Annotated in this window: 17 protein-coding genes; 9 read left to right on the top strand and 8 right to left on the bottom strand. The window is 58.1% G+C overall.

Features of this window, described 5'->3' with window-relative positions:
* Window position 1: 1 nt before the first annotated feature.
* From RBB75_RS09180 to RBB75_RS09165, 4 genes are all read left to right on the top strand, one after another.
* Window positions 2–559 (top strand): RNA polymerase sigma factor, encoded by a 558-nt coding sequence (locus RBB75_RS09180; RefSeq protein WP_179640509.1) that lies wholly within the window; start codon window positions 2–4, stop codon window positions 557–559.
* On the top strand, window positions 544–888 hold the full coding sequence (locus RBB75_RS09175) for a hypothetical protein (protein WP_179640508.1): 345 nt from the start codon (window positions 544–546) through the stop codon (window positions 886–888). The genes RBB75_RS09180 and RBB75_RS09175 overlap by 16 nt, the downstream gene beginning before the upstream one ends.
* A gap of 158 nt (window positions 889–1,046) precedes the next feature.
* A complete protein-coding gene (locus RBB75_RS09170) occupies window positions 1,047–2,807 on the top strand; it encodes a metallopeptidase TldD-related protein (RefSeq protein ID WP_353070256.1) in 1,761 nt (586 codons plus the stop codon).
* Window positions 2,808–2,920: 113 nt separating this feature from the next.
* Window positions 2,921–4,492, top strand: a complete 1,572-nt coding sequence (locus RBB75_RS09165; RefSeq protein ID WP_353070255.1) for a metallopeptidase TldD-related protein — start codon at window positions 2,921–2,923, stop codon at window positions 4,490–4,492.
* Window positions 4,493–4,532: 40 nt separating this feature from the next.
* Here RBB75_RS09165 and RBB75_RS09160 read toward each other — a convergent pair whose 3' ends face one another.
* On the bottom strand, window positions 4,533–5,318 hold the full coding sequence (locus tag RBB75_RS09160; RefSeq protein ID WP_353070254.1) for a septal ring lytic transglycosylase RlpA family protein: 786 nt from the start codon (window positions 5,316–5,318) through the stop codon (window positions 4,533–4,535).
* Complete coding sequence (locus tag RBB75_RS09155; RefSeq protein ID WP_353070253.1) at window positions 5,318–5,569, bottom strand: hypothetical protein; 252 nt, start codon at window positions 5,567–5,569, stop codon at window positions 5,318–5,320. Before RBB75_RS09155 ends, RBB75_RS09160 begins: the two co-directional genes overlap by 1 nt.
* A gap of 377 nt (window positions 5,570–5,946) precedes the next feature.
* Here RBB75_RS09155 and RBB75_RS09150 point away from each other — a divergent pair, with 377 nt between their 5' ends.
* The 3 genes from RBB75_RS09150 (at window position 5,947) to RBB75_RS09140 (ending at window position 10,006) form a co-directional block, all read left to right on the top strand.
* Complete coding sequence (locus RBB75_RS09150) at window positions 5,947–6,639, top strand: hypothetical protein (protein WP_353070252.1); 693 nt, start codon at window positions 5,947–5,949, stop codon at window positions 6,637–6,639.
* 52 nt (window positions 6,640–6,691) lie between these two features.
* Complete coding sequence (locus RBB75_RS09145; protein ID WP_353070251.1) at window positions 6,692–7,603, top strand: hypothetical protein; 912 nt, start codon at window positions 6,692–6,694, stop codon at window positions 7,601–7,603.
* A 312-nt stretch (window positions 7,604–7,915) separates the two neighbouring features.
* Window positions 7,916–10,006, top strand: a complete 2,091-nt coding sequence (locus RBB75_RS09140; RefSeq protein ID WP_353070250.1) for a radical SAM protein — start codon at window positions 7,916–7,918, stop codon at window positions 10,004–10,006.
* A 132-nt stretch (window positions 10,007–10,138) separates the two neighbouring features.
* Here RBB75_RS09140 and RBB75_RS09135 read toward each other — a convergent pair whose 3' ends face one another.
* From RBB75_RS09135 to RBB75_RS09110, 6 genes are all read right to left on the bottom strand, one after another.
* Complete coding sequence (locus RBB75_RS09135) at window positions 10,139–10,957, bottom strand: abortive infection family protein (RefSeq protein ID WP_353070249.1); 819 nt, start codon at window positions 10,955–10,957, stop codon at window positions 10,139–10,141.
* 22 nt (window positions 10,958–10,979) lie between these two features.
* Window positions 10,980–11,393, bottom strand: coding sequence for a PIN domain-containing protein (locus RBB75_RS09130; RefSeq protein WP_257031308.1), 414 nt, complete (start codon window positions 11,391–11,393; stop codon window positions 10,980–10,982).
* Complete coding sequence (locus RBB75_RS09125; RefSeq protein ID WP_179640498.1) at window positions 11,390–11,650, bottom strand: type II toxin-antitoxin system Phd/YefM family antitoxin; 261 nt, start codon at window positions 11,648–11,650, stop codon at window positions 11,390–11,392. Before RBB75_RS09125 ends, RBB75_RS09130 begins: the two co-directional genes overlap by 4 nt.
* Window positions 11,651–11,697: 47 nt before the next feature.
* The gene (locus tag RBB75_RS09120; RefSeq protein ID WP_353070248.1) at window positions 11,698–12,186 is read right to left on the bottom strand and encodes a hypothetical protein; all 489 of its coding nucleotides are present in this window, start codon (window positions 12,184–12,186) and stop codon (window positions 11,698–11,700) included.
* Between the two features lie 292 nt (window positions 12,187–12,478).
* Window positions 12,479–13,243 (bottom strand): YcbK family protein, encoded by a 765-nt coding sequence (locus RBB75_RS09115; protein WP_179640496.1) that lies wholly within the window; start codon window positions 13,241–13,243, stop codon window positions 12,479–12,481.
* Window positions 13,244–13,439: 196 nt separating this feature from the next.
* Complete coding sequence (locus tag RBB75_RS09110; RefSeq protein WP_353070247.1) at window positions 13,440–14,345, bottom strand: ornithine cyclodeaminase family protein; 906 nt, start codon at window positions 14,343–14,345, stop codon at window positions 13,440–13,442.
* A gap of 71 nt (window positions 14,346–14,416) precedes the next feature.
* On the opposite strand from RBB75_RS09110, the gene RBB75_RS09105 reads away from it, so the two are divergent.
* A complete protein-coding gene (locus tag RBB75_RS09105; RefSeq protein ID WP_353070246.1) occupies window positions 14,417–15,136 on the top strand; it encodes a YceH family protein in 720 nt (239 codons plus the stop codon).
* Window positions 15,137–15,161: 25 nt separating this feature from the next.
* On the top strand, window positions 15,162–18,170 hold the full coding sequence (locus RBB75_RS09100) for a PAS domain-containing protein (protein ID WP_179640493.1): 3,009 nt from the start codon (window positions 15,162–15,164) through the stop codon (window positions 18,168–18,170).
* Window positions 18,171–18,246 lie beyond the last annotated feature (76 nt).

The raw sequence follows: 18,246 nt of genomic DNA, 5'->3' as shown, positions 1-18,246 counted from the left end.
CTTGGATGTCGATCTCACCTTCGAGCAGCTGGTACGCGACCATCAGGCGATGGTCTTTCGCACCCTGCTGCGTCTGACGGGGAGTCGCGAACACCTCGATGATCTTGCCCAGGACGTGTTTCTACGCCTTTATCGGGCGTTGCCCAGTTTTCGCGGCGAAGCGCTGATTACTACCTATCTTTACCGGATCGCGGTGAATGTTGCGCAGGACGAGTGGAAGCGGCGCCGTCGCGATGACCGCTCCCACGTCTCGCTCTCGGACGACACTTCGGCTTGGGAAGAGCGTTTGGCGCATCCCGACAGGAACGCGGAACAGAAGATCGAGGAGCGCGAATTCCAACAGGCGGTCGACGAGCAGTTGCAGCGGCTCAGCCAGATTGAGAGAACGATCCTGATCCTCTATCATCAGGAGGAACGAAGCTACGAGCAGATCTCGTACACGCTGGGAATGCCGATCGGAACGGTGCGGACCCATCTTCATCGAGGGCGCAAGAAGCTTCGCGAAGCGATTAAGCAGAATCAAACCAGTGAGAGGAGAACGGCATGTCAGACGAATTGATGAACTCGGAGTTCGCAAGCAGGATCGACGACGAACTGGACCAGCGTGTTCTCCGTGCCCTGGAGTCTGCGCCTCTGGTAGAAGTTCCGGCCGACTTTGCCGCCCGCGTCGCCGGCAGACTACCTGCGCGACGCCCGGTTTCGCTCACCGCCACTCACTACGGCCGAACCGCGGTGTTTCTCGGCATGATTCTTACGCTGATCATCCTGATTGCGGTGACACTGTACAACGGCAGACACGCTACCTTCGGATTGGCCGAATCTGTTCTTCTCACGGAGTTTCTCGCCCTGACAGTGTGGCTTAGCGTCCGCCGCCACGGCGTTGAGTAAGCTATCAACAAAAGCCGCCCGGCTGCGTCCAATCCTCAGTCGTCTGCGGAGATGCTGCACGGAAGTTGCACGAGCTGCGCGGCGTTACACGCTGAAGCGGCACTTCCGATACACTCGGCAGCAGGCGTATTTTGCAGGCGAAACGAGTTTCCTTTTCCATGAAGAGACAAAGAGCGGTAGTGGCCGGCGTTGGGTTTGCCGGTCTGGTAGCGGTGACGATTTCGTCTGTTGGTACCAGTGCAGTGGCGGCAACCCGCAGCTCCGAACCAGCGCCGGCGGCGGTTTTGATCGATACCATGGAGACTGAGCTGCATCGCGCGATGAGCTCGCTAGGTAACAACGCAACCGACGCAACCCAACAACCGAAGCCCTACTTTCTTAGCTACGCCGTCTCGGACAGCGACGGCATGAGCCTGACGGCACAGTTCGGCGCGATCACCAGCTCTCGTGAAAACCACCGCCGCACCGCCGATGTACAGGTTCGTCTCGGCACCGCTGCTGAAGACAACACCCATGGCGACCACCGGAATAGCGCACTGACCACCATCCCCTTGCCGCTCGCAAATGATAGCGACGCGATCGCCCGCACTCTCTGGTTCGCCACGAATCGCGGGTACGCGAAGGCGCTGGACGGCTACCTGAAGGTGAAGACGGAGCAGCAGGTCCGCGCAAAAGAAGAGGATGGCTCCGCCGATTTTTCGACTGAGAAGCCGGCTTCGGCGATCCTTTCTCACTCGCCCGCGCTGGTCGTCGATACTGCCGCGTGGCAGAACCGCCTACGTGAACTCTCTGGGCTGTTCAAACAATATCCAGACGTCTTCTTTAACAACGTTGCGCTTGAGGCGACCACCGAGACTGATTACTTTGTCTCCTCCGAAGGCGCGAAGGTGGCGACACCGAACCATGTTGCGCGTCTTGTTATCGTTGCCCGTACCCGCGCTGCGGACGGCATGGATCTCTTCCGCGCCGAGACCTTCGAGGCCGACGAGGTCTCGCATCTGCCTGATCAGAAGACGCTGATCGACAAGACGCTGGCCATGGCGAAGAATCTCGAAGCGTTGCGCGCCGCGCCGGTTACCGAGCCGTTCAACGGTCCTGCGATCCTGAGTGGGCGCGCGTCTGCCGTCTTCTTTCACGAGGTGCTTGGGCATCGCCTGGAAGGCCAACGCCAACGTGGGGATGACGAAGGGCAGACCTTTACCAAGCTGCTTGGCAAACAGATTCTTCCGCCGTTTCTCAGCGTCTCCGACGATCCCACGCTTGCCGATTTCCACGGTGTGTCTCTCAGCGGGCACTATAGCTACGACGACGAGGGCCAGCAGGCGCGTCGTGTGGACCTGATTAAAGACGGCGTCCTCGACACCTTCCTGATGTCGCGGCTTCCGATCGCCAGCTTCTCCACCTCCAATGGACATGGGCGAGCCGAGACGGGACACATGCCGACGGGCCGCCAAGGGAACCTGATCGTCACCTCCTCAAAGACTGTCAGCGATGCCGAACTGCGCGAGATGCTGAAGGCTGAGGCGAAGAAGCAGGGCAAAGCTTACGGTCTCTACTTTGAGGACATCTCTTCGGGTTTTGCCGTTACCACGCGCCGGTCGCCGCAAGCCTTTCAGGTAATTCCTCTGGTTGTCTACCGCGTGTATGTCGATGGCCGCCCGGATGAACTTGTGCGTGGCGTCAGCATTGTGGGCACGCCGCAGGCGGCATTGAATCGCATTCTCGCCACCAATGACAAGCAGGACATCTTCAACGGGATCTGCGGAGCCGAATCGGGGAGCATCCCTGTCAGCGCCGTGGCCCCGGCCATGCTGGTCAGCGAGATTGAGACTCAACGTCAGGCTCAGGGAACGGCGCGACCGCCTATTCTTCCGCCGCCTGGAGCAGCTGCTTCTACCGACGGAAAGGGTGGCCAGTAGTGAATTTACTTAATAAGTTACAAATTGGCAGCTTTTCGGCAGCTCTTTTTTTGACTCCTCTATTTTGTGCGATTGCAGTTACAAATCCTGCTTGCGCAGAGACTTCTCCTACCGTGAACGATCCCCTGCTCCACGCGATGCAGGTAGAGCTTGAGCGCGAGAAGGCTCTGCTGCTTCCCGGGATGCAGCATCCCTACTTCGTGGAGTACCGGCTGGACGATCTGGCCTCCTACGAGGCAGTCGCCAACTATGGCGCACTTACCCGCGAGGAAGAGAACCGTCAGCGCATCGTCCGGGTGACCGTGCGCATTGGAGACTATGCCGTGGACAGCAGCACGAGCCGCGGCGATGGCACCCTGGAGCTTGCGCCTACGGACAACGATCCCGAAGCGCTACGGTACGCGCTCTGGACGGCGACCGACACTGCTTACAAGAATGCGCTTCGGGCTTATTCGGCCAAGCAAGCTGCGCTGAAGCAGTTTCAGTCTCTGCAGGCCCAGCCCGACTTTGCGCAGGCTAAACCGGTTGTCCAGGTTTCGCCCGTCGTGACGCTTGAGCTTGATCGCGACGAGTGGAAGCGCCGCATCGTCGAAGCCAGCGGTCTCTTCGTCTCTGACCCCCAGGTTCGTACGTTCGCGGAGCACGTGCAGTATTCGGTCGCAAACATTCGCGGCATCGCGCTCAACCGCTACCTCGTCAACACGGAAGGGACGGTGGTACGGCACGGTTATACGGGTTACGAGGGAGCGATCAGCGTAGGCGGACAGGCAGCAGACGGGATGCGCCTGAGCCGCGATAACGGCACCGTTGCCGTAAACCCGAAGGAGCTCGAGAGCGCTGCGGCTTTCCACAAACGCACGATTGAGGATCTGAAGAGCTTTGAGGAGCTTCGTAACGCGCCGGTGGTCTCAGCGGATGATTACCATGGGCCTGTGCTCTTCAGCGGTGACGCTTCGGCTGACGTCATCGATAGGCTGCTGGTGCCTAACATCGAAGCCGATCGGCCCGAGATGGGAACTACGGCACGCACCAACGGCGCTTACTCCTCGAGCTTCAAAGCGCGTGTTCTTCCGCAGATGCTCAGCGTTAACGACGATCCGCTGCAGGCGAAGTTCGACGGTAAGGCGCTGCTTGGCGCTTACGATATCGATGACGAGGGCGTTCCAGCGCAGCCGGTCGATATCATCGTCAACGGCAAGCTTGAAAACTTTCTTATCGGCCGGGAGCCTATCAAGGACTTTGACACCTCGAACGGCCATGGACGAGCTGCCCCGGCGCAGGCAGCTCACTCCCGCGCCGGAGTCATCCTGGTGAAGTCGAACCAGCCATTGTCGCGAGGCGAGTTGAATAAGCGCCTCCTCTCGATGGCGAAGGAGCAGGGTCGCGACGTCTATTCGGTCGAAACACTTGGCGGCGAACTTCTGCCGCGCCTGCTCTATCTCGTACATCCTGACGGGACGCGCCAGCTCGTTCGCGGCGCGATCTTCGATGAACTCGACAATCGCAGCCTGCGGTCCGATATTGTTGCGGCGGGGAACGATCCTTACGTTTCGAACTCGCTCGGCACTGTGCCGCAGACCACCATCGCGCCGAGCCTGCTCTTTGACGATATTGGCGTGAAACGGGCGACACTGGAGCAGCAGAAGCTTCCGTACTACGAGCCGCCTGCGCTGCCTGGCAGGTAGAGTTTGCCGGGCAATGCTTCCTCGCCTGAGCGCTACCTCGCTAGTCGGTTCGAATCAGATAGGGTGCGGCGGCGGGATCCTTGGGGTGAATGCTGTCGGCGACCTCAGTCGCGTTGGTCTTGTTGGGGAACTTCGGACTGATCCTGACCCAGTGTCCTGTCGGCCCGGGGAACTCGATCACCTTGGCGGTGGCGTAGCGCCGCATCATCTCTTCTTTCAGCTTCACGGCGTCAGACTCTCGCGCGAACGCTCCGACCTGCACGCACCAATGGCCGCCGGGATCAGCGTTGGCGCGAAACGGAGCGGCGAACGCCTCCACCTTAACTCTGGCGACGCCGGCACGATAGACTCCGGTCGCCTTGGCTGCCGCGAGGGACAGATCGATGATGCGGCCATGCACGAAGGGCCCGCGGTCGGTGATCTTCACGACGACGGATTCGTTATTGGTCAGATTGGTGACACGCACCATCGTTCCCATGGGCAGGGTGAGGTGCGCGGCGGTCATCGCGTTCTGGTCATAGACGGTGCCGTCAGCGCCTTTTCGGCCAGCATAGGGAGGCCCGTACCAACTGGCCAGTCCGACCTCGCTTGAGACAGGCTTGCCCAAATTGCCTGGGACCGGAGCAGGCGGGGGTGAGATCTCAGCAGCAGCCCCGTCTGCGGTTGGGTTGGTTCGCGAGGAGCGAGAGTTTTTGCCGTGGTTTGAGGCCGTCATCGTGGAAGGTGGAGGCGGTGGCCGGTACGCTCGTGTTGTCTCTTTATGACAGCCGCAGATCGCCAGCGCGCACGCCGACAACACTACGGCCGTGCCAAGCCGGACTTTCATCACGGCTTCGGCGAGTCTTTTGGTTGTGGCGGCGGGGGAGCAGACGACCGTTGCGCGTGGTCGTCCATTCGCGATGCAAGCTTGTGGAGCTCTGCCGCCGCCGTTCGCAGAGCGTCGGAGCTATTGCGGCGCACGCCCGGTACTACCTCATCGTTGATGTACTTCACAACGTTCTTCAGGTCCGTCTCAAGATGTGTCGCCGCATCCCTCAACTGCTGCTCCCACGGTCGTTTCGGCTCTTCGGCTGCCATGTGCGCACCTCTACCATTTGATTAGATGACGCGGAAAACGCAAGCGTCAACGCTCATCCCATCAACGTGCCGGGATGGTAACGACGGGATCTGCTCCGCGGGCCGGGCAGATATAACTTGCTCTAACGTTCCTGCGTCCGTTATACCTAGGCAAAACGTTCATGATAATTTGTTGACCTCATGAAGCCGCCCGGCCTTCTCTAAGTGGCAGAGCTGCAGTTTATAAGGGAGTTTTTTTGACTATTGCACGAGCACGTTCCAGCTTCCGGATATTCTCCACCAAAATCACAGCCCTGACCGGCCTTGTTTTGTTCGTTTCCCTGGCTACCTCGTCGATGGCGCAATTAGATCTTCCAAAATCTTCCACTGCAGAGGCCATGCTCACTCTGCCAAACGCACCAGGGTTCTATAGCAATGGCACCTCTGTGGACGAATCCAGTTCGAGCAATGAACTCGCGGGATTCGTCAACCCAATGTCGACGAACTACGACATCAGCCTGCCGACGCGTCGCGACATGACCATCTTGCCTGGAGAGACGTCACATCCTCTTAGTTCTCACGGTAAAGTCGTACTTGGTTTTAAGGAGTCGATGTCGATATTTTCCATTCTCGGATGGTCAACCTCCGCGGGGTACAGCCATCTGGTCGACGGCAGCCCGAACTACGGCACGGACAAAGCAGCGTTCGGCGAACGGCTTGGCGCAACCGCACTCCGCAACGTCTCCGAGAGCATCTTCAGCGTCTCTCTGTTCGCTCCTCTTCTGCATGAAGATCCCCGGTACTTCGAACTGGGTCCGGAACATAATGCCGCGAAACGTGTCGTGTACGCGGCAAGCCGTTCGCTCATCACCAGGACTGACAGCGGACACTCAAGCGTCAACTTCTCGCTTCTTGCTGGCAATCTGCTAGGTTCAGCTCTAACCAACGCCTATTATCCCGAGCGGAACCGCGGCTTTGGTCAGACGATGGAGACCTTCGGGACGTCGGTCGGGGGCTCGGCCTTCGGCTATGTTGTCACTGAGTTTCTGAACCAGGCGCTGGTGGCGGCTCACCTTAAGAAGCCTGAGTGATCTTACTGGAATGGGATGGCCGGACCATGACATCGATTGGGATCGCTTAAGCATGCGTTGGTTGCTAGCGATGACGTTGCTGCTGGTTGCTGCGATGGCACATCCGCAGGAGGCGATCCCGGCATCCCCGACGACAGTCGCCAGCATCTCCGAATCAACCTCAGACGATCTTCCCGACGCTCCAAGCGTAGTCGATGCAGCTCAAAGCGACGTCGTCGCCGTAGCCCAGAGTTCCTTCCAGCAGACCGGCGATGGGATAAAGCCCTGCAACGCCTTTCGCGCCATGAAGGTCGTCTACTACAATCCACATCGTCTGGATGAGGTCCCCAAGTCCTGCAGCAACCTCATCTATCCCTATCAAAAGTTTCTCGGTACGAACATCATCATCCCCATGACCTGGCAGGAGAAGGGCTACCTCGCGCTTCACGATCTCGCCGACCCCGCTAACTTCGTCACCATCGTTGGGATATCGGCCATCTCGGTGGCCGCCGACTCCCACTCTGCCTACGGCCCTGGCTTTAAGGGATTCGGCAAATCTGTCGGCGTCAGCTACTTACAGGACGTGACGGGTCAGTTCTTTGGAGCCTTTGCATTCCCCGTCCTGTTCCATCAGGATCCGCGCTACTTCCGCATGCCGAATGCCCCTCTGTCCAAGCGAATCCTGTACTCGGTCTCCCGCACTGTCATCTCACGCCACGACGATGGCAGGCCTATGCCTAATTATTCTGTGTTGCTCAACTATCCAATCGGCGCGGTCCTGGCCAACCAGTATGTGCCCGGCGTCCACAATGATGCCTCATCTACGGTGACTCGCATCGCCACCGGATACGCCCTGGACCCCGCCAACAATCTGCTCAACGAGTTCCTCCCCGATGTGGCCAGCCACGTTCACGTCCGCATCATCTTCGTTCAGCGGATTCTGAACAACATTGCCAACGGCACCAATGGCGTTACTCTTCAGTGACTTTTTTACCAGATTCCAGGTAAATACTTCGCCCCATCCACCCACCCTAGTCGCCATTCAATGCAGATTATCGCCGTTTGATACCACATGCTTCGATTTGGCTCCTATGCTGGGTACTGTTAAGAGGTGAGTCAAACGGTATCGTCGCTGCATCTGACAGGAAAAGCAATAGATAGCTCGAATCAAGATGCACACCTCTTGCGACACGGAGCATCAGACTAAGCAGTCTGAAAACGGATCGAAGTAGATAGAATCAAGTAATAAATCCAGAAGATTTCAAGACATCAGATGGACACTCAGGAGACAAAGTAAATGCCGAAGGCCAAAATAGCGGAAAAAGCTCTCACGTATGGAGCAAAAGCAGGTTGGGCAGTATTCAACAAGCTGAACTCATTCAGCCCCAACGCCAGCTTCACCCCAAAGTGGAGCGACAAGCCGCTTCTCAAGAGCTATCAGAAAGAGAAGCCGCCCCTCGGCTGGCCCCGCACCACTGACTCCCTCTGTCCGAAGTGCATTCCGGAGATTCGTCAGCAGATCGTTGACGGCAAGCTGCCTCACGAGATCCTGCTCAATGAGAAGGTTGGCGAGATCAAGGCGCAGATCATCGAGCGCAACGGCGAGATTCTGATGGTCAAGGATTGCCCCATTCATGGCCACTTTGAAGACCTGATGTCGATCGACACCGCCTTCTTCAAGCATCTCGAAGAGGTCTTCCCCGGCCGCGATATTCGCGCCCACAATGACGAGAAGCTGCACAACCACGGCACCTCCACTGTGACGCACGGCCGCGGTTCGGTTCTCACCATCGATCTCACCAACCGTTGCAACATGATGTGCGATCCCTGCTTCATGGACGCCAATCAGGTCGGCTTCGTCCACGAACTGACGTGGGACGAGATCAAGACCATGCTCGACAACGCGGTCACTATCAAGCCCAAGCGTCAGATGTCGGTTCAGTTCTCCGGTGGCGAGCCGACGCTCAGCCCGTACTTCCTTGACGCCGTCTCCTACGCCCGTAAGGTTGGTTACACCTCCGTGCAGGCCGCAACCAATGGCATTGAGTTCGCCAAGTCGAAGGAGTTCGCCAAGGCCGCTGCTGAAGCCGGTCTCCGTTACGCTTACCTCCAGTTCGATGGCATCGGCAACGCGCCGAACTCGCACCGCAAGGTCGGCAACGCGTTCGACGTCAAACTCCAGGCCATCCATAACCTGCATGAGGCCGGTGTGGACATCGTCCCTGTCACCTGCATCATCAACGGCATTAACAACGAGCAGGTCGGCCGCATCATCGAGTTCGCGCTCGACAACCCGAAGAAAATCAACTTCCTCTCCTTCCAGCCTGTCAGCTTCACCGGCCGCGACGAAGACATCTCGGACGAGCGCCGCATGGCACAGCGCTACACGCTGTCGCACCTCGCCCACGACGTCAAAAATCAGACCGGCCTCGGCGAACCGACGCGCGATTGGTTCCCCATCTCCTTCATGTCCACCTTCTCGGACTGGGCCGACCTCGTCCACGGACCCGACCGCGACTGGGGCCAGCTCTCGTGCGGCTGCCACCCGAACTGCGGTATCTCGATGGCCCTGATGATCGACAAGGAGACCAAGGAAGCAGTTCCCGTCACCGCGTTCATCAACGCAGACCGCCTTGCGAAGGACGTCGCACGCATCAACGACGCCGCCCGCGGAAAGTGGCTCTCGATCATCGGCGTTACGCTCGCGCTGCTTCGCAACTATAAGCCCGAGGCCGCACCGACCCATTTCAAGATCAAGGACCTGCTGCAAAAGTTCGACAAGAGCTTCGGCGCGACCGGCCGTAGCTACGGCAAGGTCACTGCAGACCGCACCATGGCTGACATCGAGAAGCGCCGCGGCGACCGTTGGAACTTCCTCTTCATCGCCGGCATGTGGTTCCAGGATCTCTTCAACTACGACTTCCGCCGCACCGAGCAGTGCATCATCCCCTACGCCACACAAGAGGGTGAGATCAGCTTCTGCGCGTACAACACCGGCGTGGGTTGGCGCAACATCATCGAGAAGATGCACATGACCTCCACCCTCACCAAGTGGTACGAGGAGCATGGCCGTCACGAGATCTTCGCCGGCGGTAAGAAGGTCGGTCTCGAAGCCGAGATGAAGTACGACCTTGTCCTCAACGACGAGCATGTCAACGCCGCCGCCAACGACACCTTCGACAAGTCCGGGATCGCGAAGAACTCTCGCGAAGAGAAGATCCGCGCACGTGATGCGAAGATCAAGCAGGACGCCGAAAATGCCAAGATGGCCAAGCTCTACCGCAAGGAGATTCTGCAAGAGCCCGACGCTCCTGCTGGCTTCATCTCTATCGGCGAGATCAAAGCCGCTCCGGCGCCCAAGGTCGAAGAGACCGTCTCCGGCGACTGAACTCCGCGTTCGGCGAAAAGCGCTTCGCGCAAAACCACCAACTACAGAACAACAACGAAGGCCGCCAGCAATGGCGGCCTTCCTGCCTAAGTTTTCGTTTCATCTAAACTGATCAGATGATCTATAACGCCTTTATTTCCGCCTTTTCTTCGTCTCGGCGACTTCAATGAAAAACGTTGCCAGGGTAAACGCACCGTGTGATGCAAGACGTGCATGACGCGGTTCCAAGCGGAAGCTCGTTCGTCCGTCGTGTCCATGGGCCGAACCCCGCTTTGTCCGAAGCGATGCAATCCCGTCAACGATTGATGCCAAACCACTCAGGATTTTCTTCAAGCCATCATCCTGCATATCCGCTGGATCAAGCTGCAAATGACTCCTGACAACCTTCCATAGTGGCAAGATGCTTTGGTCAGACGGAAGAGTGAGTTTCTCGTCTGCGATGTATGTTTTGAATAGTGCTTCTAAGAGCGCACAAGACGCAGTTACAGCTGCTGCTGGATCACTTTCTAAGTTCGCGAAGATGAGATCAAATTCTAAATGAACGCCCTTGAGATCGCGATCATGCACAATCTGCTGCAAAGTCCGGCTCGCAGCACTTGTCCCCAATTGAAGAATGTGTCCACCTGTCTGATAGCACAGCCCGAGAGCACTCAATTGAGCGGAAATTCTTGCGCGATGAGCTTCTAACGGACTTTCTCCGCCGCCCAAAGTCGGAGGAGGTACCGTCTCCATTAGTTCTTCAATCAAACGACCAACCATCAATAATGGTGCTTCATCCTGCTGATTCGCGCGCAATAGCCATGCGTGGCACTTTTGCTGCTTATTTCCCACTGGCACATCAGCGGGGAACCCAGCAGCGAAAAAGCGGGAGTCTATTTCAGTGTGGGTGTAGTGGTTACTGAATACATCCGCAATCACAGCGACGAGCGGGACAGGGATTTTATATTCCAACAGTGTTCACCTTACTTTCGGTCTAAAACTCCACTAACTCCACCCCAAGCTTCTCGAAATCCTTGCGGTTCAGTGTTGCAACGGCCATTCCATTTGCTGCGGCGGTTGCTGCGATCAGGACATCCATCGAGCTTGGATTGTGGCCATTTTTCTTCGCACGCGCCATCAGGCTTCCGTAGCGCCTCGCGACATCGAGACTAAAACCGACGACACGGTTGAAGAACTGCATGTAGAGGTCGTCCTCGATCCAGCTTTCCAACTCCGACCGTCGCTTGCCCGGAGGAAGAAGGTTGATGCCGTACCACAGTTCGGCGTAGGTGATGCCGCAGATGTAGAGGTCGCTGTCGTCCGTGCGCTGCACCCAGGCATCAACGCGAGGGTCCGGAGGCCGCTTGGTATACTGTGACACCAAATCGGTATCGAGAAGGTACTTCAAAGCTCAACCTTCCTGGCCTTGGTGCGGGACCGCTTCAGATCAAGGCCGGAGCCTGCCAGCGGGGAGTTCTTGAAGAAGTCGGACATGGTTCGGGCGTTCCCCGTCGGGGTGTGCTTCGCCTTCTTCCAATCCTCAGGGGACACAAGCACACCGACGAGTTTGCCGTGGCGCGTAATCTCTTGCGCACCCCGCGCTTGCGCCATCTCAATTAATTCGCTGAACTTTGCCTTCGCCTCTGCCACTGCCCAGTTCGCCATCTCTCCCGCCTCCATTATGACCATTCTAGTCATTTTGACCACTGTAGTCATTTCTTTTTTCGCTCACTCCTCGCCCAAAGCCGCTTTACTCCTCGCGCTCTCGATTTCATCGCTTTTGTTCCTTCGCGCAAAGACCGCTCGATCACCTCTTCTGCCTCATCCCGCAGCGAGGCTTCCTGCATTGCAAGCAGTCCGAGACCTTCCACCGCAGAACACCTCACCACATTGCTCTCATCCTCAGCCAGCAGCGACATCGTTCGTGCGGCACGCAGCCGCTGCATACGAGTATGCGCAACCCTTGGAACCACCAGCCCAAGATGCCAACGCGTCCGCGACTCCTCCGCAGGCAGCGTCTCCAGCAGACCCGCGAGTTCGTCGGCATAGCGCTCCAGCAGTCTGCAGTCCTTCTCGGTGATCCGCCGCGCAACATCGGCTGCACGCTTGCGTACCTCGATGTCGTCGCCGAAGAGCTCCCGCACCAAAGAACGAACCGCGGATCTGTCGGCAAGGATCTTCGCGGCAATCTCGCGTGCCACCGGCAGACCCCATCGCTTTATCCTGAGCCGTCGCCCTAGAGACTCCATGCCGCGAAGTATAGTCGACAGACATTCTCTCTCGGCTACCCTCGAGCACATCCGAGGCAAACATTCTTCGCGCCGCTGCTACAACTAATTTAGGAATTTAGGAAGACAGAAGGCCCGGCACAATGCCGGGCCTTTCTGCTTAACAGGAATCGCTGTGTAATCCAGAGTCAAAGTCTTGCTTTGAAGCGGGTTTGCATACTTTGTACGGAAGTGGGAAGGAAGATACAACTGCAGGCCGAGCGAACTACATCCCCGTCGCCCTGGCGGCATGATAGCGGCGTCCTGGCTTGCGAGGTGCGGCACCAAAGACCCACTCTCGTACCGGACCCACATCGACGTGGACAAACTGCGATATCGGATAATAGCCGACTCCGCCGGCGTGGAGCGAGAGCGCCGTATTCCTCAGCTGCGCGGTCGAAACTCCCGGTACACGAAGGTCAATCGCATGACCTTCCATGTGCTGGCTGTGCTCAGCAACTCCGGTTTTTATCGACGAGTGCCGGAGCGCCTCATTCGTCTCCGGTGTTCTGTACCCGCAGACCACCTGGATGATGCCACTAACCCGTCCGAGCCGCGACATCATTGCGTGAAGCACGTCGAACTCCTTCGGCTCGTACTGGACCACGTCCTGCGTGTAGTGATCGCGCAAGAAATAGTTCAGCTTCTCCAGCGCCTCCGGAATGTAGGTATCGCCGACCCGGTAGATAATATCCAGACTCTCACCAGTGTGCAGATTCGTCATCCGCAGCTGATAGGGCTTTCCCTCATCGGGCAGCTCACCCGAGACCGCACCCGAAGAGACGACGTCTGGCATCACACCAGGCACCACCTCTTCGCCGGTGATGGCGACTGGATGCGTTTTGGTTCGAGCGGAGGTACGAAGAGTGCTGCGTAAGCCGGCGTGGACCCGGGTACGCACGGTTCTAGCCCAGGAGGAACCGCTCAACCCAAATACGAAAATCGTAATAGCCGCAACCGCGGCAAAACTGTTTGCGCGCAATCTCCGCATCCAAACTCTCCTGGTCCCATTGTCGAATGCGAGCCCCCAAATGCGGTCCGCAATTCGTCATTTCCTCTTTCTAGTTTATCGGACTCATCGACCAATACCCGGCGTTGCTTCTGTAACTTTAGTGTCATATTTGAATTGGCCTTCCAACTTCGGAGACTCTTGTCCGCAGAAGCCGTAAGCGTTTTGTTATCAATAATTAGCTTCTGACAGCTCCAACCATGCGGTCGTACACGAGTTTCGCCGAAGCAATGTCTTCGATAGCAATGCCGACCGATTTAAACACCACGGGTCTGTCTCTTCTCTCCAGCTCCTTTCCCTGTAGCAGTTCTCCGATCTCAGCGCTTACCTGCGCCTTTGCCAGCAGAATATCGCCCGGCTCTCGCAGGGCGGCTTCGCGGGACTCGACCACAACGGCTCCCTGCATCGCCTCGCCGTCTAACTCCCTGCGATTTGGCGTGACGGCGCCGACTGCACAGACCATCGCGTCCTTTTTGAGCCATCGGCCAAAGAGTACCGGCTCGGGCGAGCTGGTCAGCGTCAGCACGACGTCCGCGCCGGAGACCGCCTCCGCCGCCGTCGTTACCTGCGCCCCAACCTCCTCGGCGAACCTCTTCGCATTGCTCTCGGTTCGGCTCCAAACGCGAATCTCCTCAAACTTTCGAACCCGCGACAGCGCTCGCAGATGGGATCGGGCCTGAACTCCGCTCCCTAGAATGCCAAGCACCTTCGCCTCAGGCGACGCGAGCAGATCGACAGCCACGGCCGATACTGCCGCCGTCCTCATCGCCGTAATCAACCGGCCGTCCATTATTGCGAGCGGCTCACCTGTGTCTGCGCGAAATAGTTGAATCACCGCCTGATGCGTATGCTCTCCTCTATCGGCGTTGCCTGGGTAAAACGTGACCATCTTCGCCCCCATCACGTCTCCGTAGACGGCCGGCATCACGGCAAACCATCCGGAGTGTGGGGTCACCGAGATAACGGTTCGCAGTGGCTGCAACACGCGTCCGGCAGAGAGATCCTTCAGCGCCTGCCGCATCGCCGGAATCAGCTCGTCATAGGAGAGCGACGCCTTCACTTGTTCTTCGTCGATAGATAACACCCGGCACTCCTCAGGTCGTCCTCCCATTATCGAATGAACCAGACCAGAGTGCTTGTGGCACTCTAGTAGATATGCATCTCGACCCTATTCAGCTCCGCGTTCTCGGCGCACTCATTGAAAAAGAGATCACCACGCCTGAGAACTACCCGCTCTCGCTGAATGCCCTGGTCAATGCGTGTAACCAGCGCTCCAGCCGCGAGCCTGTGATGGAACTGACGGAGGAGGAGGTTCGGCAGGCGCTCCATGGCCTCGAAGATCTTGCCCTCACCAATCCGGTGCGCGAGTCCCGCGTCCCCAAGTATGAGCATCGTATCCGTACGGTCCTCAACCTCCGTCGCGACGAGACAGCCGTCGTTTGTCTGCTGTTGCTACGCGGCCCTCAGACGCCGGGCGAGCTTCGCAGCCGCGCCGACCGCCTCTACACCTTCGATGACCTTGCGGCTGTCCAGTCCACCCTCGAACGCCTTGCCGCTCGCCCGACGACGGACGAATCGACGCCGGAGAAGGCCAGTCCCTTAGTGACGGTCCTTCCTCGCCAACCGGGCTCTCGAGAGGCCCGCTATGCTCATCTTCTCGGCGCGCCGCCGGACCTCACTGCGTACCCGGCTGAACGGGTTGAGCGAGCAGAGACCGGCGCCTCGACCGCTCAACGGGTTATTCATCTCGAGGCCGAGGTTGCGAACCTTTATGCAGCGATTCAAACTTTGACGTCCCGTATTAGCCACCTCGAAGCCAGCCTTGAGGCGCAAGCAGAAGCATCTGGGGCTGGCGGCGATTCCTCTGTAAGATGAAGTTCTGCCCGTACTCTGTACCGCCATGCCTGACTCCATTACCAAAGCGCCTGTCACTATCAATCGCCGTGCTCAGTTCCGGCGGGAGAGCGACGCCGAGAACGACGGTCTCGCGCGACTGGTGGCACAGCTGCCGGAGGCAATCCTCTTCTTCGACCGCAACTGGGTAGTGACCTATGCTAACGCCGAAGCCGTTCGAATCAGCCGCATTCAGCCCTCCGATATCAACTCCAAGACCCACTGGCAGCTCTTCCCTGAGACGGTAGGCACGGCTCTGGAGCGCACCTACCGCACCACGATGCAGACCCGCGTCCCTCAGCACATTGAGCATTTCTACGCTCCCTTCGATGTCTGGGTCGACGTGCACATTCTCCCCACCGACGAGGGCGTCGCTCTTTATTACCGCGATGTGACCGGCCGCAAACGCGCCGAGAGCCTTCGCGACTCAGCGGTTCGTCAGCTGCAGCAGATCTTCGACGCGTCGCCCGACTCGATTGTCTGCGTTAATCGGAACTGGAGCTGCACCTTTGCCAACCGTGCCGCGCTCAACATATTCAAGACCGACACACTCATCGGTGAAGATCTCTGGGAGCGCTTTCCGTCGAACCAGAAGGAGCCCTTCCGCTCTCACTATCGCACCACGATGGAGCGGCGCATCGCTACCGAGTTCGAGGCCTACTATCCCGAGCCGCTCGACATATGGTTCCGAGTCTCTGCGCGCCCCTTCGAAGACGGCATCATCATCTTCTCGAGCGATATCACCGACCGCAAGGGCGCAGAGCTGCTTCGCAATGCTGCCGCCCGCCAACTCCGTCAGGTTCTTGAAACCACCACCGACGCTGTCGTAAGCCTGAACCGTGATTGGAACTTCACCTTTCTCAATCGCCGGGCGAGAGAGCTGCTCAATCCCATAGGGGAGCTTCTGGGTAAAAATCTGTGGGAGGAGTTTTCCGCTGCAGCCCAACCAAACAGCGAATACCGCTATCACTACCATCGCGCCATGGAGGAAGGCATTCCTGGCGAGTTTGAAGCCTTTTATCCAGAGCCGTTCAACTTCTGGCTCTCCATCCAATGCCGGCCTTATGACGACGGCATTGTTCTCTTCTTCCGCGACGTTACCGCTCGTCATCAGGCCGATCAGGCCCTCAAGCGGCAGCAGGATCTACTCGCTTCGGTCCAGCAGACCGCTCGCGCGGCGACCTGGGACATAGACTACGCCACGGGCATCGCGACCTACGGGGCTGGCTCTTATCCGGTCTTTGGCCATCCTCTTGCCGAGATCCCCGACGCTCGTACCTTCAAGAAATTTCTTCTCCCCAAATATCTGTCTACGATTGCTTCGGCAGTGCAGGCTGCGGTTGAGACCGGCCAGATGATTGTTGTTGAGTGTCAGATACGAGCGGCAGACGGTCGTGTTCTCTGGATTGAGAACCGAGGCCAGATTATCTTTATCGATGGCAAGCCAGTCAGCCTTCGCGGCCTCACCATCGACATCACGGACCGTAAAAAGAGCGAAGAAGCCCTTGTTACCAGCGAGGCCCGTTATCGCGTCCTCGCCGATCTGAACCCGCAAGCCATATGGATGGGTGCGCCTGATGGCAGCATTAACTATGCCAACCAAGGATTCCTCGACTACATCGGACTCACGATCGAGACACTTGGCGGCCACAATTGGCTCAATGCCTTTCACCTCGAAGACCGGCAGCGAGTCTTGCAAGCCTGGACTCACTCCGTCGAAACCGGAGCCGAGTATGATCTCGAGGCTCGGTTGATCCGCGCCAAAGATGGTTCCTCTCGCTGGTGGTGGCTTCGCGCTCAGGCAGTTCGCGACGACGCGGGCGAGATTCTTCACTGGCTTGGTGTCGCCATCGACATCGACGACCGCAAGACGTTCGCTGAGACGTTGCAGCGACGCCAGGAAGAGACCGAGCGTCAGCGCTCCGAGCTGGAGTCCATCTATCAAACCGCTCCCGTCGGGCTCGCTCTCTTCGACGCTGCCACTCTCCGCTATCTCCGGATCAACGATCGTCAGGTCGAGATCATCGGTTTGCCTCGGGAGAAGATTCTCGGGCAGGTCATCACCGATGTCATCTCCCTTCCGGGGCTTAGAGAACTACTACTGACTGCGGCATCAGGTCGACCAGTACGCAGCCAGCTACTACACGGCGAACTCCCTGGACGTCCCGACGAACAACGTTCCTTCAATGTCAGCTACTCTCCCGTCTTCGCAGCGGACGGCTCGGTAGAGGCTATCGCCGCTGTCATCCTCGAGGTCACTCTTCAGAAGAAGGCTGAGGCTGCTCTCATTCAGAGTGAAAAGCTGGCCGCGGTGGGTCGCCTGGCCAGCTCCATCTCCCACGAGATCAACAACCCGCTCGAAGCCATTACCAACCTGCTTTATCTCATCGACCTCTCCGCCGATCTGCCGGAAAACACACGCGAGTATCTCCACACAGCGCAGGGCGAACTCTCCCGTGTCTGTCAGATCGCCACTCAGACTCTCCGCTTCCATCGTCAGGCTGTGCGCGCCACCCAGGTCAACGCGGCTGATCTTGTCGATGCCGTCCTCAATCTCTATCAGGGCCGCCTCGCCAACTCGCACATCAATGTAGAAGCAAACTACGAGACGAGTACGACGATACTCTGCTTCGAAAATGACATTCGACAGGTCCTTAACAATTTGATCGCGAATGCCATCGACGCCATGCGCGGCAGCGGTGGCCGTCTTATCGTTCGCGCCCATGACGCTACCAACTTCTTGACAGACTCTGCAGAGCCGCGTCACGGCATTCGCATCACCATCGCTGACACTGGTCATGGCATGTCCCCCGCGGTAAAGGCTCGTCTGTTCGAGCCCTTTTACACTACCAAGGACCTCAACGGGACAGGCCTCGGGCTCTGGATCTCTGCTGGCATCGTCACTCGCCATCAGGGCAAACTTACTTATCGCAGCAGCGAACACCCAGTCCACCACGGCACCATCTTTTCTCTGTTTCTTCCCTGGACCGAGGTTGACTCGCCCGGCTCAGCCTAGGCTATCGCACTCATTCCCGCTGATTTCTACTGACAACCGCATCTCTCTTACCGCTCCGTCTCCTCCAATACGAAAA

It is taken from the genome of Tunturibacter empetritectus (genome assembly GCF_040358985.1).
Classification (GTDB): Bacteria; Acidobacteriota; Terriglobia; order Terriglobales; family Acidobacteriaceae; genus Edaphobacter; species Edaphobacter empetritectus.
This window is presented reverse-complemented; position numbering and strand designations above follow the sequence as displayed.

Bases quoted from the DNA above. Each gene is read 5' to 3' on its own strand.
- RBB75_RS09175 (WP_179640508.1), top strand. From the start codon at position 544: ATGTCAGACGAATTGATGAACTCGGAGTTCGCAAGCAGGATCGACGAC.
- RBB75_RS09170 (WP_353070256.1), top strand. From the start codon at position 1,047: ATGAAGAGACAAAGAGCGGTAGTGGCCGGCGTTGGGTTTGCCGGTCTG.
- RBB75_RS09160 (WP_353070254.1), bottom strand. From the start codon at position 5,318: ATGAAAGTCCGGCTTGGCACGGCCGTAGTGTTGTCGGCGTGCGCGCTG.
- RBB75_RS09155 (WP_353070253.1), bottom strand. From the start codon at position 5,569: ATGGCAGCCGAAGAGCCGAAACGACCGTGGGAGCAGCAGTTGAGGGAT.
- RBB75_RS09150 (WP_353070252.1), top strand. From the start codon at position 5,947: ATGCTCACTCTGCCAAACGCACCAGGGTTCTATAGCAATGGCACCTCT.
- RBB75_RS09145 (WP_353070251.1), top strand. From the start codon at position 6,692: ATGCGTTGGTTGCTAGCGATGACGTTGCTGCTGGTTGCTGCGATGGCA.
- RBB75_RS09140 (WP_353070250.1), top strand. From the start codon at position 7,916: ATGCCGAAGGCCAAAATAGCGGAAAAAGCTCTCACGTATGGAGCAAAA.
- RBB75_RS09125 (WP_179640498.1), bottom strand. From the start codon at position 11,650: ATGGCGAACTGGGCAGTGGCAGAGGCGAAGGCAAAGTTCAGCGAATTA.
- RBB75_RS09115 (WP_179640496.1), bottom strand. From the start codon at position 13,243: ATGCGGAGATTGCGCGCAAACAGTTTTGCCGCGGTTGCGGCTATTACG.
- RBB75_RS09105 (WP_353070246.1), top strand. From the start codon at position 14,417: ATGCATCTCGACCCTATTCAGCTCCGCGTTCTCGGCGCACTCATTGAA.
- RBB75_RS09100 (WP_179640493.1), top strand. From the start codon at position 15,162: ATGCCTGACTCCATTACCAAAGCGCCTGTCACTATCAATCGCCGTGCT.